The organism is Sulfuricaulis limicola (assembly GCF_002355735.1).
GTDB classification, from domain to species: Bacteria; Pseudomonadota; Gammaproteobacteria; order Acidiferrobacterales; family Sulfurifustaceae; genus Sulfuricaulis; species Sulfuricaulis limicola.
This window is the reverse complement of record NZ_AP014879.1, coordinates 1801154-1815486: the sequence shown is the minus strand read 5'-3', so window position 1 is coordinate 1815486 and position 14333 is coordinate 1801154. Positions and strand designations below refer to the sequence as shown.

The following is a 14333-nucleotide window of genomic DNA, read 5'->3' as shown; positions in this document are numbered from 1 at the left end:
GCGGCGCCGCTTAACAGCCATTACTGCGTTTCATCGCACCAGCGCCGATCTCACCGGTTCGACTGAATCGCGCCGTTGGTGACTTTGACCTGATCGCCCGGCCGCCACGTCGGCGGGCTGGCTTCGTAGAAAACGCGGCTCGACCCGTCGTCAAGGCGGACGGTGATGGCATAGCTCTTGGTCGATTTCACCCGCTTCTCGATCTCGTTGCCGGCGACTGCGCCGCCCACCGCACCGGCCACCGTCGCAAGGTCCTGACCCCGGCCGGAGCCGACCTGGTGACCAACAGCGCCACCCACGACTGCCCCGCCGACGGCACCGAGACCGGATCCTTCACCACGCGTCACGACCTCCTCTACCGACTCGATCCGGCCGCAATCAGTGCATTTCGTCCTGGATGAGTAAGCCGCTGATTTGGCGGGCGCTGCGTTGTTGCCCGGGTTATTCATGTTGCATCCCACGATACCGGCGATACTGATCAGGAACGTGGCGATACCTGCGGCCAGTGTCAGCAGGTGCAGAGGCTTATTGAGTTGCATATTCATATTGACCGCCTTTTCGGGCAGTACAGCCCGGAGGAACGCTGATAGCGATGCCAGGCAGGAAAGAGGCGGAGATCAGCGTCAGGAAAGCTTCCGCATCGCTTCGAAACCGGGAGTTGACGCATTCGTGGTTTCAAAGACCGATCATCGTTACAAACAATTATCCTCCTCTGCTGAAAACATTCAGTGCGCTAGCGTACTGAGTGGCTGAATTTTTTAGTCGACGGCCCAGGCTGCACCTTGCCGGCCAGCGCGCTTTCCAGCCGGTGACCGACGTGCTCCCAGTTAACGACGTTCCAGAAAACCTTGAGATAGTCGACGCGCCCGCTCTGATATTTAAGGTAATAGGCGTGTTCCCACAGGTCGTTGAGGAGGAGGGCGGTTTTATTCTCCAGCACGGCACTGTCGTGATCGTGGCAGGAAAGGATTTCCAGCTTTCCATCTGCCGGGTTCACCAACAGGAACACCCAGCCGGAGGCGAAATGCCTTGCGCCGGTGTCGACAAACCTGGCCTTGAACGCATCGAAGGAACCGAAGCTGCGATCGATCGCCTGCGCCAGCGCCCTGGTGGGCCTGTCCCCGGTTGCGCCGGGCTTCAGAATTTCCCAGAAGAGTTGATGATGCAGGTGGCCACCGCCCTGGTCGTGCACCGTTTGTCGGATCGCGATTGGCAACTCACTATGCCGCTCCAGCAACAGTTTTTCGATGCTGAGGCCATGCCATTCGGGATAAGTTTCGAGTGCCGCATTCAGACGGGTGATGTAGGTCTGGTGATGTTTGTCGTGATGTATCCGCATGGTTGCCGCGTCGATGTAGGGTTCGAGTGCGTCGTAAGCGAAAGGCAATGGCGCCAGGGCAAACGGATAGGTAAGCGATTTATTGGTTTCGATGTTCATAGGGAATCACTCCTGACAAATAGCCAGGGCATGTAGAGGCTCCCTGAGGAAAACGTGCGCAAAAGTGTCCAGGACTTGCGGATGCCAAGCTGACAGGAATTTCAGTCTTTCAAACCCTCGAGCAGTGACGCCAGATCGTCGGCATGCTCTTCTTCGCTGGCGAGAATTTCTTCGAGCATACGGCGAGTGGTTGGATCCTTTTCGGCGATATAGGCGACCATCTCGCGATAACTCTCAATGGCGACGCGTTCGGCGACCAGGTCTTCCTTGATCATCTCCTTGAGTGAGTCGCCTTCGACATATTCGGCATGGCTGCGCAGCGACAGGCCGTCCGGGGAAAAATTCGGTTCGCCACGAAGCTGCACGATGCGCTCGGCGATACGGTCGGCGTGCAGCATTTCCTCGTTGGCGTGTTCGAGAAACTCGGTCGCCACGGGATCGGCATGGATCCCGGCGGCCATGAAATAGTGTCTTTTATAGCGCAGCACACAGACGATCTCGGTTGCCAGCGCCTCGTTCAGCAGTTTGATCACAGTCTTGCGGTCTGCCGCGTAACCCGACGTGACAGCACCACCTTCGATATGCTGACGCGCACGCTTGCGCAAGGTCTGGATATCGGACAGCAAAGGTTGGTCCTTCGATAAGTTTTTCAGCGAGGATGTCTCCATGAGTCACTCCTTCATATTGTGATGGGTGGGGGTCTATTGATACCCATGGCCCAGACCTCGCCGTCGCACGGGCCGATCGGAATGCGCGAGAGGGTATCCTTCCTTATCTGGCCGTGGAAACGGGAGGTAAGGCGTCTCTGCCAATCGTTACTTCTTGGATTTGCTGGTCTCGTGTCCCACGATACCGCCAACTGCTGCGCCGCCGATCGTTCCGGCGGCACTGCCGCCTGTAAGCACATTGCCCGCAGCGCCACCGACGGCGGCGCCGATCGCCGTATCCTTCTCTTGCGGCGTCATGGTGCTGCAACCGCCGAGCATTAACGTGGCGACAACCGCACCGACAGAAAATACATGTATCGTTTTCACTGGGAATACCTCATTGTCATACAACTGGTTCACGGAAAATTTCACCTGTGGCGGGGCGGATCCGGCGCGGCGGCATGCCACCCCGATCCCACCGTCTGCAGAGTTCCGTAGGCAGGTTTTACCCTTCACAGATTCCATCTGGCGTCTGACAGTCTGTCTGGCGCCAGATGGATTGCGTGCTTACTTCTGGCCGTAGTTCAGTTTCGCCTCGTTCATGCAGCTGTCCTTGGCGCCACCGGCGAGGGCGTCACATTTTTCCTTCGCTACCGAATAATTGGCGTCGCTTTTATCGCTGGCAGCATCGTGGCGCGCGTCGGCGGAGGTTTCCCGCGCATCCTTGCGCACTTCGGCAGATTCGTCGTTGGCCTTCTTGTTCGCCTTCGAGATTTTCATCTGCGACTTGGCATCGGCCTTGGCGGCGATCTCTGCGGCCTTCGCTTCCTTCAGGCAGACGTCCTTGACGTTCCCGGCCTGGTCATCGCACTTTTCCTTGGCGACTGCGTAATCGGCATCAGCTTTGGCGATGAGTGCATCATAGCGAGCTTCGTTGGTGTTCTTGTTACGGGCTTCGAGATCGGCCTTGGCGACCTTTTCCTTGCCTTTGATCTCGGCCATGCATATGTCGTTGGCATTGCCGGACAACGCTTCGCAGCTGACTTTGTTTGATTTGTATTCGGCCGCAATGCTGTCCATGCCGGCCTTGTAATCGTCCTTGGACATGGTTTGCGCCATGGCACCGACGCTAAACGTGAAGCCGATGGCAACTGCTATCGCTGTAACGGTAAATTTTCTCATGATTGTTCCTTTAAGTGGGCGTTGGATGAAGTGTATGTGACTGTCGATTACAGACCTTACGTTGAATACTCAGCGTCGTATGTACGGTGGCGCACGAGAATAGCCTTGCGAAAGGAAGAGACGCGGGCGTGGTGAAGGCCGGGAACAGTGATTTCCGCCAGCGCACGCCATTGTTGCTATGCGCTGGCGGAAGATCGGATGCGGATGCTCGCGGATTATTTGGTGCCGGATTTATTTTTTGGCACGGCGTGCCAGCCCCATGAGTCCCACGAGACCGGAGCTGAATAACCAGATGGCCGCGGGCACCGGCACTGCAGCAAGATTTCCGTCAGTGCCGCCTGAACCAGGGCCAAAAGAACCATTTTCCAAAGAACCGCCGAAAAAGGCGTTCGATGGTCCAAGGCGGCTATCCAGGCCAGCGACTTTTACCGCAAAATAAGATTCAAAGTCATCGATGCCCACACCATTAATCGTAAAGCTCAAGACATCGGTGCGGGTGTGTGCATTGCCCAGGAGACCCGTATCGAATTTCCCGAAGCCATTCATGCCCCGGTCTCCTTTGACCTTCCAGCCATCCGGCAGACCCGAGACGTCCGCCATGGTTCCATCATCGAAACTGAAAGCAAACTTTTGAATGCCAAAATCACGGATGCCAAGGTCGTTGAGCGGGTCCAAAGTCCGGGCCAGGACGTCCACTCCTCCCGCCAGGTTTTCAGTGAGATTGACTGATACGTAGTTGATGCCGTCGGGAAGACGATTCGACTCATTCAGGAAAAAAGACACCGTTGCCGCATGGCTCGACGCCGCCATTGTTATTAAGCATAGGAATAAACTGTATCGAATTGATCGTGACATTCTTGTTTTCAGGGTGGGTGTATCCATTGCATGCTCTCCTGCGCGCTATGTTTCCATTTAATTTCCCAGTGATGCACCTATTGACGCAGCCACGTGCGGAAACGACCACTCGGCCGCAACGCCAAAATCTAATCAGGATGAGCGATATATCTCGGTGCGCTGGCGAACGCAGCACGAATTATTTAAGAACTGAAAGTGTTCAGGAAAGCCGGGGAAACGCCGAGGTATTGCTTTATCCCGCGTCATTTCTCGTGATGCAGTGCAGGCAGACGTTCACCGGCTGGCCGCGTATGTGCGAAACCGTACAGACCGACAAAGAGCAGAACAGGAATAGTGTCGATGTTCTGGATAGTCCAGGCTTGTGTAGCTGGATTGGCTCTATGCGGGAGGGATATTAAGATTAATAATGATGAAGGTTAACCAAAAAATTATTTCGTTAAACGTTCTTCTCTTGTTTGCCGCAACGTTCATGGTTGCCGGTTGCGATAAGCGAGAGGAGGCCACGACCGCTACCGCTCCTGGTACGGGCGTCGAGACAGCGCTGGATGACGACATCATTACCACGAAAATCAGATCGGGGCTCCTCGCGGACCCGGTAGTCAAGGGGCTGGACCCCAAGGTCGAGACCCACCAAGGCATCGTGCGGTTGAGTGGTTTCGTCGAGAGCCAGGCGCAGATGGAACGCATCGTTGAAATTGCGCACGGTGTCGCCGGCGTCAAAAATGTTGAAAATAAAATGAACATCAGGAATTAAGCGGCAATCAAGTCAAACCAGGCAATTGTTTTAACAAGCAGAATGTTCATGAAAAAGGCACGTTTTGCCGCTGGCTACGGCGGAGAATGGGCATGTTGTGATTGAGATTACGAGTACACGTACCACCCCAATGACCCCCCTTAGGCCCTGCGATGCAGGGCTTTTTTTGCAATAGGCAATTTCCGTTTTCAGGGAAATTTATCGTCGTATGTTCGATATCGCACAGAAGATGACGCGACGATCGTGAATAATTTTTTCCATGGTGGCGGCCCTCGATGAGGAGGATTCGATGCTGCGGATGTCTGCGTAGTGATCGTTGCGCGGACGCAAGGCACAGTGTGGATATTTTTTGAGGAGTGACACCAATGAGCGTATACAAGGGTGATTCCATGAAGCTGTCATTTGCGGCATTCATGTTGCTTTTTTTTATGACCGGATGCGGCGGCGGTGGCGGTGGTGGCGGAGATAGTGGCAGCGGTGCAAATGGGGGAAGTTCCGCTCCTCCCGATAGTACCGCACCAAGCGTCACGGCCATGAGCCCGGGTGAAGATACAGGAGGCAGTTCGGGAGTCCCGGGAATCGGGACCAATAGCAAACTCACGGCCACGCTTAGTGAGGCAATGATTCCGGCTGACGTTAACACAGACTACTTCAGGCTGACCGATGGAAGGGTAGAAGCTGATGGAGTTACTCTTATTTATCTCCCTGGAACGGTGAGCTATGACGCCACCAATCACATCGCCGTGTTCACGCCCTCCGGCGGCCTCGCGCCTAATACAAGATATACGGCTACGGTCGTCACCGGCATCAAGGATCTGGGCAACAATCCGCTCATGAATGACTTTGCGTGGTGCTTTACCGCGGACGCCGTGGCGGACAACGCTGCACCCGGCGTGGCCTCTACCATCCCCACCGGCAATGACACGGGTGTGGCTGTCAATCACAAGATCAGCGCCACCTTCAGCGAAGAAATGAATTCATCGATGCTGACGGCCACAAGCTTTACGGTGAAAGGCCCTGGCACCACGACGGTTCCGGGTACCGTGACTTATATTAATAGAACAGCGAGCTTTACTCCCTCAAACAATCTTGCATCGAACACGCCGTATACCGCCACGATCACCGCCGATGCGACGGACCTGGCGGGTAATGCGTCACGGTCCATGGCATGGAGTTTTACCACCGGCGCAAATCCGGATGTCGCCGCACCCGTGATAAATTCAACCAGCCCCACGGATGGCGCGACAGGTGTCGCGATCGGCACAACATTCAACGTCAGTTTTAATGAACCGATGGATCCGGCCAGCATCACCACCGCAAACTTTCTGGTGACCGGACCCGGCACTGACCCCGTGACAGGAACTGTGGCTTTTGACGCGAGCAGCAACACCGCGATCTTCACGCGCATAAACCATCTCACCACACCCGTCGATTCCCATCCCACGCCTGTGAGCAATCTTGAGCCCGGAACCATTTATACCGCCCGCTTGACTACCGGGGCTAAGGATATGGCAGGCAATGCGCTGGCAAACGACAAGGTCTGGAGCTTTACCACGGCGCCATAAATCCTGGTGAAGCTTCTTTGTGCCGCCATGTTGTGATTGAGGTTGTGAGTACGCGCACCACCCCCATGGCCTCAAGCTGATGACCCCTCTTAAGCCCTGCATCGCAGGTTTTTTGTGGTGAAAAATTTCCGCATATATATACGTACGAATGTGCGCCGTGCCCGGAGCGACTTAAGGAATATTGTTTCGGCGTGCAGGCTTGGTGTTCAGCCAACGTAATTCGTCATATGTGTGCCATCGTACAGTCCATAGACGGCGGAAGGAGTACACCAAGCTTGGTGATGGATGGCCTTGCAGTCCATTGACGAAATTCTTATCAAGGAAAATTGGACTGCCATTCACCCGATTACATCTCGATGCCAATTCCGGTATCGAGCAAGCAGGAGCAGAATATGAGCAGATTCACAAATTATCCCAAATCACGGATGTGGTTGCTGGGGTTGGCGGTGGCCGCTTTAACGGCCGGATGCAGTAACAATGACGGTGGAAGCAGCGTGTCTGCCCCAAGCGCAGCCGAAGGACCGATAGGGGCAGTCAGTACGGCGGCGGGCAGCGTCTCCCTGGGGGCAGCCGGCCATTATGCGATTCTGGCAAAAGCGGGTGTTTCAACCGTTCCAAATTCCGTAGTCACCGGGAATGTCGGATTGAGTCCGACCGCCAGGGTTGGCTTGACGGGCTGGTCCGAAACAGCGGCGGCCGACAACTCGGATCTCTATTCGACATCCGCTCAGGTGGCTGCACCCGGAAAATTATATGCAGCCGACTATGCGGAACCTACACCTACTAATCTCAGTACGGCCGTACTCAATATGCAAGCCGCATACACCGATGCCGCCGGACGGACAGCGACATCTGCTGCGACGACCAACCTGGGTGCCGGAACGCTCACCAGTCAAACCCTCACCGCTGGCGTCTACGAATGGGGGAGCGCTGTTACCATACCGACGGATCTCACTTTCAGCGGCAGCGCGACAGATGTCTGGATTCTCAAGGTGGCGGGAACGCTCGACATGGCTGCTGCCAAGAACGTTATCCTGAGCGGCGGTGCATTGCCCCAGAACATCTTCTGGCAGGTATCCGGTGCCGTGACCATGGGAGCGGGCACGCACTTTGAGGGAGTCATACTGGGCCAGACCGGGATCACATTTGGAAGTCTCGCATCGATCAACGGCAGGCTGCTGTCTCAGACCGCAGTTGTTCTTGATACGACGACGGTTACCGTTCCGTAAAACGGAAGATCATGCCCTGGTGAACCCCTAAAGCATGAGCCGTAAAAGCAGGACAAAAGACCGTCGCAAGACGGTCTTTTTCTGTGGTCTGAATAAGAATAAATGCCTGAAAGGATGGTGGGCGATGCAGGACTCGAACTTGCGACAGTCAATTCCTGCCGACTCCCGCTCAGCATATGCCGGCTTAATTAAGGATTTGTCACTGTTCCATCGTGGCGTTGGTGGTGTGCTCAAAATGAGCAGAGTAATTGTAGACATGTCTGGGGAATAATCTGTAGAGGCTGGGGCCGGGTGATCAGAGCGGAGCAGGGTTAAATCATTCTGTGACGTTCTGACTCCGCGGATTCAGGAAAGTGTTCTGGTGACCGTGGGAGAATCCTTTCCGATAAACGGGTATTTCGCTAACTTCGAAAGTTGCACGTTGGCCATTTCCATGGCGGATTGAACTTGCAATGCATGTCTGCTCTTCCTCGCGGAATCCAAGTGATGCAGGTGCTCCAGCAGGTCTCGATAAAACCTGGTATTTTCTGCAAGCACTTGTTTCTCGGCCATTTCGACGAATTCAGAAATCTTGATGGCAGGGAGCTTTGGGTCAAGCTGATAAATGATGAAGCCAAGCACCCGACGCAGTGCATGTGGGGCAGTATCCTGTGGAATCAGCAGATAGCCGACGTCCGCCACTCCCGCATCACGATTTATGAAAAATTGAGGCAAAAATACGCCAAGATCGGCGATTTGTGGAGGCAGATTCTTGTGACCCATCTGGCCGGTTGAGGTATAAACTTTCATTGTCCCGAGGCCGGGCAAACTGATTTCCATCGGAATAGAACGGATAAAAAATGTATTGCTTTCTATGTAACCATAATTCAAAAGCAGATCGTATGCATCATAATAACCGTAGCGGACGAAGCACTCGGTTGTTTGGGGTAACGCACAGAATTTCTTAATCGCCAATTGATTTTTTTCATTCTGACTGAACAAATAGGTGTAAGGCGGCGCCAACGGGTGGTGGTTCAGTAACTCGATAATGGGCATAAGCATTTGCGTACGTTCGGATGACGAAATATTGGAAGCGAGCCCTGATGTCCTGGTCATCAAAAACCCCTTGATCAATAACCGTTCATGTTGATCTTTCGAGTAAAGGCTGTCTTCCAGCTTCGCATAGAATTGCGTGTTGCGGCCTGCTGCGAGGCGCCTGAAAAGGTCGGGATCGCTTTCACTGATGCCCCAAAAGGCCGTTTTCTTTTGCGCAGCGATTTTTCCGGTCTGATTCCATAGTTCAAGCATAATCTCCAGCAAATCCAGGCGCCCCCCCGAGAACTCGGAAGTATGGGACTCGACACGGATATCATCACCGGCCAGGCTTAGTTGAAATTGATCAGTCGGTAAAAGACAGGCAGGTGGCAACTTGATAATCCAATTACTGTTCGCGCCGTTGGTCTTCGAGTGCACGGAAAAACCACCACGTTCATATCGGATGATCAGCCGTTCATCCAGCCACCCGCCATTCTTCTGCACCAAAGTCACCAGTTTTCGCAGGCTATGTTTCAGCTCGCTACGATCACTGATAATCTGCACCATATGATTCTCCTGAGACAATTTCAGGGACAGTATACGTAATTGGCCAGACCCAAACAGTTGGGCGCGCGCATGATTCCCGATCACACCGGTTCAGGTTGTTTACCACGGGGACGCATGAATCTCACCAAGTCTATGGCGTGAAAATCAAGGTTGACGCTCAAAATCTCAATTACAACGCCGGGAGGGTGGGTAACTTCTGTTCACCAAGCGCCTGAAAAGATGGTGGGCGATGCAGGGTTTGAACCTGCGACCCCTGCCGTGTGAAGGCAGTGCTCTACCGCTGAGCTAATCGCCCGAAGGGATGCAAAGTTTACGTGCTGGGCCGGTGCCGGTCAATTTGGCCCGGCTTGGCTTCCGCCGTCGGACCCGCCTGATTCAGTTTCATTTCAGCTTGCCCGTCTAAGATCGCCCGTAAGTCATTTATGGAGACTCTCCCATGTCACGGACGGGGGAAACCAATGCGGGCCGGGTGAAGGTGTGGGATCTGCCCACGCGCCTGTTCCACTGGTTGTTCGCGGGCTCGTTCGCGGTCGCTTGGCTTACGCACGAACACGACCGTTATCTCGATGTACATGTATTTTTCGGCTACCTGTTTTTCGGGCTGCTGCTATTCCGGCTCGTGTGGGGTCTCGCCGGCGGCCGTTATGCCCGATTCCCGGCTTTCCGCTACAGCTGGCGCGCCGCGAGGGATTATCTGCTGGCCACCTGGCGTGGCATTGCGCCGCGTCATGTGGGTCATAACCCCGCCGGCGCCTGGGCGATTTTCCTCCTGCTGGTGCTCGGATTGGCCATCTCCGTTTCCGGTTTGCTGGTGCTCGGCGGCGAAGAACGGCATGGTCCTCTGGCGGGGTGGGTGAGTTTTTCTGTCGCCGCCGTTTTCCGTGAGGCGCATGAAATAACCGCGTTTGCCATGCTCGTGCTTGTGGCCGTGCATATTGTGGGCGTGGCCTTCGAGAGTTGGCGGCACCGCGAGAATCTCGCGGCCGCCATGATCACCGGCTATAAACGCGGCCGTGGCATTTCAACGCGCACGTATTCCCGTGTCGGCGCCGTGATGGTTGTTGCCGTGCTGGCGGCCGCCGGGATTCAGTTCGCCGGTTATGCGCGCGCCACGCCCGGGAAACCCTACCTGCCGTTTACCGGTCCGTCGCTTCCCGCCAATGCCGCGTGGGACAGCGAATGCGGCAGCTGTCATCTGGCGTTTCATCCGACGTTGTTGCCGGCGCGGTCATGGCAGGCGCTGCTCGACGGCCAGGCCAGCCATTTTGGCGACGATCTGGCGCTCGATCCGGCAACAGTGGCTGAGCTGCGTGAGTTTGCCCGGCGTAACGCCGCGGAATCGGCACTGACCGAGGCAGCATGGAAGATCAACCGTTCCATTCCGCCGCAGGAAACACCGCTTCGTATCACCGAAACCGGATACTGGAAACGCAAGCACCGCGACATCGAAGACAAACTGTGGCAGGCGCCGGCCGTGCGTACCCAGGCCAATTGTGCTGCCTGCCATCTCGATGCCGAACGCGGCACCTTCGAGGATGCCGCCATGCGCCTGCCCGCGTCCGCCGATCAAGCCAAATCCAACGTGAGGTAATTGTATGAAGATATCAGTGCATTCGATGTTGATCGCCCTTTTGTGCGCCAGTGCCGCGGCCGGCGCCGACGTGGTCGACGAACGACTCGCTGCCTACAAGGCGCAGGGAGCGAACGGCTTCAGTGCTGCGGCCGGCGAAGTGTTATGGAACAGGAGTTTCAAGAACGCCAAGACCGGCGAATCGCGCAATTGCGCTGCCTGCCACACCGCCAACCTGCGCAATGCCGGCAAGCACGCCGAAACCGGCAAGGTGATCGAGCCGATGAAACCGGCGGTCAATCCCAAACGCCTGACCGACGTCAAACAGGTCGAGAAATGGTTCCTGCGCAACTGCAAATGGACTTACGGACGCGAATGTACGCCGCAAGAGAAGGGCGATTTCCTGCTGTTTATCCGCAATTAATGATACAGACGTGAGGTGGATGATGAAAATACGTTATGGAACGGGTTTGTTGCTGGGCGGAATGCTCGCCCTGTCAAATGTCGTGATGGCTGACGGCGATTCGTATTCACGCCGCGGCAAGAGCGCCGACGTGGCGCCGGTCAACAACACGCGTTATGCCAAGGAATGCGGCAGCTGTCATTTCGCCTATCAGCCGGGATTGCTGCCAGCGCGCTCCTGGCGGAAGCTGATGGGCAATCTGGCCGATCACTTCGGCGACAACGCCGAGCTGCCGCAGGAGGACGCCGCGGCCATTGCGGACTATCTGGTCAAGAATGCCGCCGACCGCTCGAACCACCGGCGCTCGGTGAAAATCAGCGATTCACTTTCTCCGGGGCAAACGCCGATACGCATCAGCCAAGTGCCGTATATCGTTTCCAAACACGACGAAATCCCGGCGCGGCTCATTACGGGTAACCCCAAGGTCAAGAGCCTCACCCAATGCCAGGCCTGCCACAGCAGGGCGGAGGCGGGTTTGTTCAGCGAGCACGAGATAAACATCCCTGGTCATGGTCCCTGGGAGGACGACTGATCTCAGGATGCACGGCGGCCGGAATTTCATTAACATAGGCAGTCTTTCCCGGCGACATGTCCTGAAATGACCATCCGCACCCGATTTGCCCCCAGCCCCACCGGCTATCTGCACGTGGGCGGTGCGCGCACCGCGCTGTTTTCCTGGCTGTACGCGCGCAAGCATGGCGGCACCTTCATCCTGCGCATCGAGGACACCGATCTTGAACGCTCCACCGCCGAGTCGGTGGACGCCATCCTGCAGGGCATGACTTGGCTCGGGCTGGAATACGACGAGGGGCCGTTTTTCCAGACCCATCGATTCCCGCGTTACAAGGAAGTCATCCGGCAGATGCTCAAGGAGGGGCAGGCCTATCATTGTTATTGCTCGAAGGAGCGCCTGGAACAGCTACGCGCCGAGCAGATGGCGCGCAAGGAAAAGCCGCGTTACGACGGCAAATGCCGTCATGGCGTGTCCAATCCGCCAACGGATGCGTCGCCGGTGGTGCGATTCAAGAACCCGCTCGACGGGGTCGTGGTGGTCGAGGACCTGGTGCGCGGACGCGTGATATTCCAGAACAGCGAGCTGGATGACCTGATCATCGCGCGCGGCGACGGCTCGCCGACCTACAATTTCACCGTGGTGGTGGACGACATGGACATGAAAATCACCCATGTCATCCGCGGCGACGACCATTTGAACAACACCCCGCGCCAGATGAACATGCTGAAGGCGCTGAATTACGCGCCACCGGTCTACGCGCATGTGCCCATGATCCTGGGCCCGGACGGGGCGCGCCTGTCCAAGCGCCACGGCGCTGTGAGCGTCATGCAGTATCGCGATGACGGTTATCTGCCCGAGGCTTTGCTCAATTATCTCGCGCGCCTCGGCTGGTCGCACGGCGACCAGGAAGTATTTTCCATCGACGAAATGATCAAGCTGTTCGACGTCACCAACGTCCACAGCTCGGCGGCGGCGTTCAACCCCGAGAAGCTGATGTGGCTCAACCAGCACTATATTAAGAGCAGCGATCCCCGGCATGTGGCGCATCATCTGAGCCATCATCTGGGCAAGCTCGGCATCGATCCCGCGACCGGTCCGGATCCGGTCGAGGTCGTCACGGCGCAGCGCGAACGGGCCAAAACGCTGGCGGAAATGGCGCAAAACAGCCTGTTCTTCTATCGCGATTTCGAGCAATACGAGGCCAAGGATGCGGCCGCACATCTGAAGCCGGAGGCGGGCAAGCCGCTGACCGAGCTGCGTGCGCGGCTGGCGGCGCTGCCGCAGTGGGAGGCGGCGGCAATTCACGCGGCGGTCGCCGGCGTGGCCGAGGCCGAAGGCCTGAAGCTCGGCAAGATCGCGCAGCCCCTGCGCGTGGCCGTCGCCGGCCGCGCCGTCTCGCCGCCGATCGACGTGACGCTCACGCTCCTCGGACGCGAGAAAACCCTTGAACGCCTCGATGCGGCGCTGGAACACATCAGGAAACAAGCGGTTACGGCTTGACCCGCCGGTGGGCGGGCATGTAAAGTACCGCGCCTCTGAAGGGGCTATAGCTCAGCTGGGAGAGCGCTTGCATGGCATGCAAGAGGTCGCCGGTTCGATCCCGGCTAGCTCCACCATTTCACACAAGGGGTTGCGTGCGGACAACCCTTTTGTTTTTTTCAGTCGCACATCCGTCCCCATCGTCTAGAGGCCTAGGACACTGCCCTTTCACGGCGGCGACAGGAGTTCGAATCTCCTTGGGGACGCCAGAATCAAAAAGGGGACCCGCGATTTTTGCGGGCCCCCTTTTTTTTGTTTCTGATGTTATCAATGTCGATTCGAACCCTGAATATACTCGAGCGTCTGTTTTAATTGCGTGTTTCTCGAATATGCCTAAAGACCACCTGGTACCGGCTATTTTGGTTCTGCTGCTGTTCACGGCATCCAGCACTTACGCTGATGATTCGCTTGAATTCAAGGGATTAAAGATTGGTTCGACAGCGGAAGAGCTGAGGATGAAGTACCCGGAATTTATTTGTAGCGATCCGAGGCAGGAGGCAACGAGGCCGCTTAATGAAACGTTAAAAAAGTTCTGGGAGCGCAAACAGACGGAAGCAGATCTGTTTTGCGAGACGACCATTATCGATCGCGCTCCACGCACTGCGCTTTCAGGGGTCGCCGGCCGTCACATCAAGGTCATCGATTTCCACTTCATTGCCAACCGGCTGATGTATGCATATGCGTTACTCGACTCATTAGCCTTTGACGACTTGATTGCTGGCCTGACGACCAAGTATGGCCCGCCAACTCGGAAAGACACTGGCGCCAAGTCCACAAAGATGACTTTTTACTGGAAACGCGCTGGCGCGACCATCCGAGTGTCGAAGTATGCCGAAAGCCTGGACACGGCTTCTTATAGTCTAAGCGCGGATGATTACTGGCCTGAAGTCGCGAGACGCCGCGCTGCGCGGGCGAAGGCTATTGGCAAGGGTCGATAGCCGTGCCTTCGATAATACTGGTACGCCTCACTCCGCTCCCTTTTACAAATCTACGCTG

Annotated in this window: 15 protein-coding genes and 3 tRNA genes; 10 read left to right on the top strand and 8 right to left on the bottom strand. The window is 56.2% G+C overall.

What is annotated here, in order from left to right:
* Positions 1-50: 50 nt before the first annotated feature.
* The 6 genes from SCL_RS08735 to SCL_RS08710 form a co-directional block, all read right to left on the bottom strand.
* Complete coding sequence (locus SCL_RS08735) at positions 51-545, bottom strand: outer membrane lipoprotein (RefSeq protein ID WP_096360861.1); 495 nt, start codon at positions 543-545, stop codon at positions 51-53.
* Between the two features lie 188 nt (positions 546-733).
* Positions 734-1438 carry a superoxide dismutase gene (locus SCL_RS08730; protein WP_096360860.1) on the bottom strand — a complete coding sequence of 235 codons (705 nt, stop codon included), beginning with the start codon at positions 1436-1438 and terminating at the stop codon, positions 734-736.
* Between the two features lie 101 nt (positions 1439-1539).
* Positions 1540-2106, bottom strand: coding sequence for a ferritin-like domain-containing protein (locus SCL_RS08725; protein ID WP_096360859.1), 567 nt, complete (start codon positions 2104-2106; stop codon positions 1540-1542).
* Positions 2107-2253: 147 nt separating this feature from the next.
* The gene (locus tag SCL_RS08720) at positions 2254-2424 is read right to left on the bottom strand and encodes a glycine zipper 2TM domain-containing protein (protein ID WP_096361913.1); all 171 of its coding nucleotides are present in this window, start codon (positions 2422-2424) and stop codon (positions 2254-2256) included.
* Positions 2425-2652: 228 nt separating this feature from the next.
* On the bottom strand, positions 2653-3267 hold the full coding sequence (locus tag SCL_RS08715; protein ID WP_096360858.1) for a hypothetical protein: 615 nt from the start codon (positions 3265-3267) through the stop codon (positions 2653-2655).
* A gap of 231 nt (positions 3268-3498) precedes the next feature.
* Positions 3499-4149, bottom strand: a complete 651-nt coding sequence (locus SCL_RS08710; RefSeq protein WP_148665050.1) for a VPLPA-CTERM sorting domain-containing protein — start codon at positions 4147-4149, stop codon at positions 3499-3501.
* A gap of 379 nt (positions 4150-4528) precedes the next feature.
* Here SCL_RS08710 and SCL_RS08705 point away from each other — a divergent pair, with 379 nt between their 5' ends.
* The 3 genes from SCL_RS08705 to SCL_RS08695 all read left to right on the top strand — a co-directional run bounded on the left by SCL_RS08705 (position 4529) and on the right by SCL_RS08695 (position 7670).
* Positions 4529-4876, top strand: a complete 348-nt coding sequence (locus SCL_RS08705; RefSeq protein WP_096360856.1) for a BON domain-containing protein — start codon at positions 4529-4531, stop codon at positions 4874-4876.
* 365 nt (positions 4877-5241) lie between these two features.
* A complete protein-coding gene (locus tag SCL_RS08700) occupies positions 5242-6441 on the top strand; it encodes an Ig-like domain-containing domain (protein ID WP_096360855.1) in 1200 nt (399 codons plus the stop codon).
* A 392-nt stretch (positions 6442-6833) separates the two neighbouring features.
* Complete coding sequence (locus SCL_RS08695; protein ID WP_172425992.1) at positions 6834-7670, top strand: ice-binding family protein; 837 nt, start codon at positions 6834-6836, stop codon at positions 7668-7670.
* 345 nt (positions 7671-8015) lie between these two features.
* On the opposite strand, the gene SCL_RS08690 is transcribed toward SCL_RS08695, so the two are convergent.
* Together SCL_RS08690 and SCL_RS08685 are read right to left on the bottom strand one after the other, a co-directional pair.
* Positions 8016-9251: an SET domain-containing protein gene (locus SCL_RS08690; protein WP_096360853.1), complete on the bottom strand. Its 1236-nt coding sequence runs from the start codon at positions 9249-9251 to the stop codon at positions 8016-8018.
* 220 nt (positions 9252-9471) lie between these two features.
* A tRNA-Val gene (locus tag SCL_RS08685) sits at positions 9472-9546 on the bottom strand.
* Positions 9547-9687: 141 nt separating this feature from the next.
* Between SCL_RS08685 and SCL_RS08680 the strand changes: the two genes are divergently transcribed.
* The 7 genes from SCL_RS08680 (at position 9688) to SCL_RS08650 (ending at position 14275) form a co-directional block, all read left to right on the top strand.
* Positions 9688-10842 (top strand): cytochrome b/b6 domain-containing protein, encoded by a 1155-nt coding sequence (locus SCL_RS08680; RefSeq protein ID WP_096360852.1) that lies wholly within the window; start codon positions 9688-9690, stop codon positions 10840-10842.
* 4 nt (positions 10843-10846) lie between these two features.
* Positions 10847-11245 (top strand): DUF1924 domain-containing protein, encoded by a 399-nt coding sequence (locus SCL_RS08675; protein ID WP_096360851.1) that lies wholly within the window; start codon positions 10847-10849, stop codon positions 11243-11245.
* A 19-nt stretch (positions 11246-11264) separates the two neighbouring features.
* Positions 11265-11816: a diheme cytochrome c gene (locus SCL_RS08670; RefSeq protein ID WP_096360850.1), complete on the top strand. Its 552-nt coding sequence runs from the start codon at positions 11265-11267 to the stop codon at positions 11814-11816.
* 66 nt (positions 11817-11882) lie between these two features.
* Complete coding sequence (gene gltX, locus SCL_RS08665) at positions 11883-13298, top strand: glutamate--tRNA ligase (protein WP_096360849.1); 1416 nt, start codon at positions 11883-11885, stop codon at positions 13296-13298.
* Positions 13299-13338: 40 nt separating this feature from the next.
* Positions 13339-13414 (top strand) — tRNA-Ala (locus SCL_RS08660).
* A 56-nt stretch (positions 13415-13470) separates the two neighbouring features.
* Positions 13471-13546, top strand: a tRNA-Glu gene (locus SCL_RS08655).
* Positions 13535-14275 carry a hypothetical protein gene (locus SCL_RS08650; RefSeq protein ID WP_148665049.1) on the top strand — a complete coding sequence of 247 codons (741 nt, stop codon included), beginning with the start codon at positions 13535-13537 and terminating at the stop codon, positions 14273-14275. The genes SCL_RS08655 and SCL_RS08650 overlap by 12 nt, the downstream gene beginning before the upstream one ends.
* Positions 14276-14333: the final 58 nt, after the last annotated feature.

Coding starts and splice junctions, on each gene's coding strand:
- SCL_RS08680 (WP_096360852.1), top strand. CDS start 9,688: ATGTCACGGACGGGGGAAACCAATGCGGGCCGGGTGAAGGTGTGGGAT.
- SCL_RS08735 (WP_096360861.1), bottom strand. CDS start 545: ATGAATATGCAACTCAATAAGCCTCTGCACCTGCTGACACTGGCCGCA.
- SCL_RS08705 (WP_096360856.1), top strand. CDS start 4,529: ATGATGAAGGTTAACCAAAAAATTATTTCGTTAAACGTTCTTCTCTTG.
- SCL_RS08730 (WP_096360860.1), bottom strand. CDS start 1,438: ATGAACATCGAAACCAATAAATCGCTTACCTATCCGTTTGCCCTGGCG.
- SCL_RS08720 (WP_096361913.1), bottom strand. CDS start 2,424: ATGCTCGGCGGTTGCAGCACCATGACGCCGCAAGAGAAGGATACGGCG.
- SCL_RS08695 (WP_172425992.1), top strand. CDS start 6,834: ATGAGCAGATTCACAAATTATCCCAAATCACGGATGTGGTTGCTGGGG.
- SCL_RS08675 (WP_096360851.1), top strand. CDS start 10,847: ATGAAGATATCAGTGCATTCGATGTTGATCGCCCTTTTGTGCGCCAGT.
- SCL_RS08715 (WP_096360858.1), bottom strand. CDS start 3,267: ATGAGAAAATTTACCGTTACAGCGATAGCAGTTGCCATCGGCTTCACG.
- SCL_RS08725 (WP_096360859.1), bottom strand. CDS start 2,106: ATGGAGACATCCTCGCTGAAAAACTTATCGAAGGACCAACCTTTGCTG.
- SCL_RS08670 (WP_096360850.1), top strand. CDS start 11,265: ATGATGAAAATACGTTATGGAACGGGTTTGTTGCTGGGCGGAATGCTC.
- SCL_RS08690 (WP_096360853.1), bottom strand. CDS start 9,251: ATGGTGCAGATTATCAGTGATCGTAGCGAGCTGAAACATAGCCTGCGA.
- SCL_RS08700 (WP_096360855.1), top strand. CDS start 5,242: ATGAGCGTATACAAGGGTGATTCCATGAAGCTGTCATTTGCGGCATTC.
- gltX (WP_096360849.1), top strand. CDS start 11,883: ATGACCATCCGCACCCGATTTGCCCCCAGCCCCACCGGCTATCTGCAC.
- SCL_RS08710 (WP_148665050.1), bottom strand. CDS start 4,149: ATGGATACACCCACCCTGAAAACAAGAATGTCACGATCAATTCGATAC.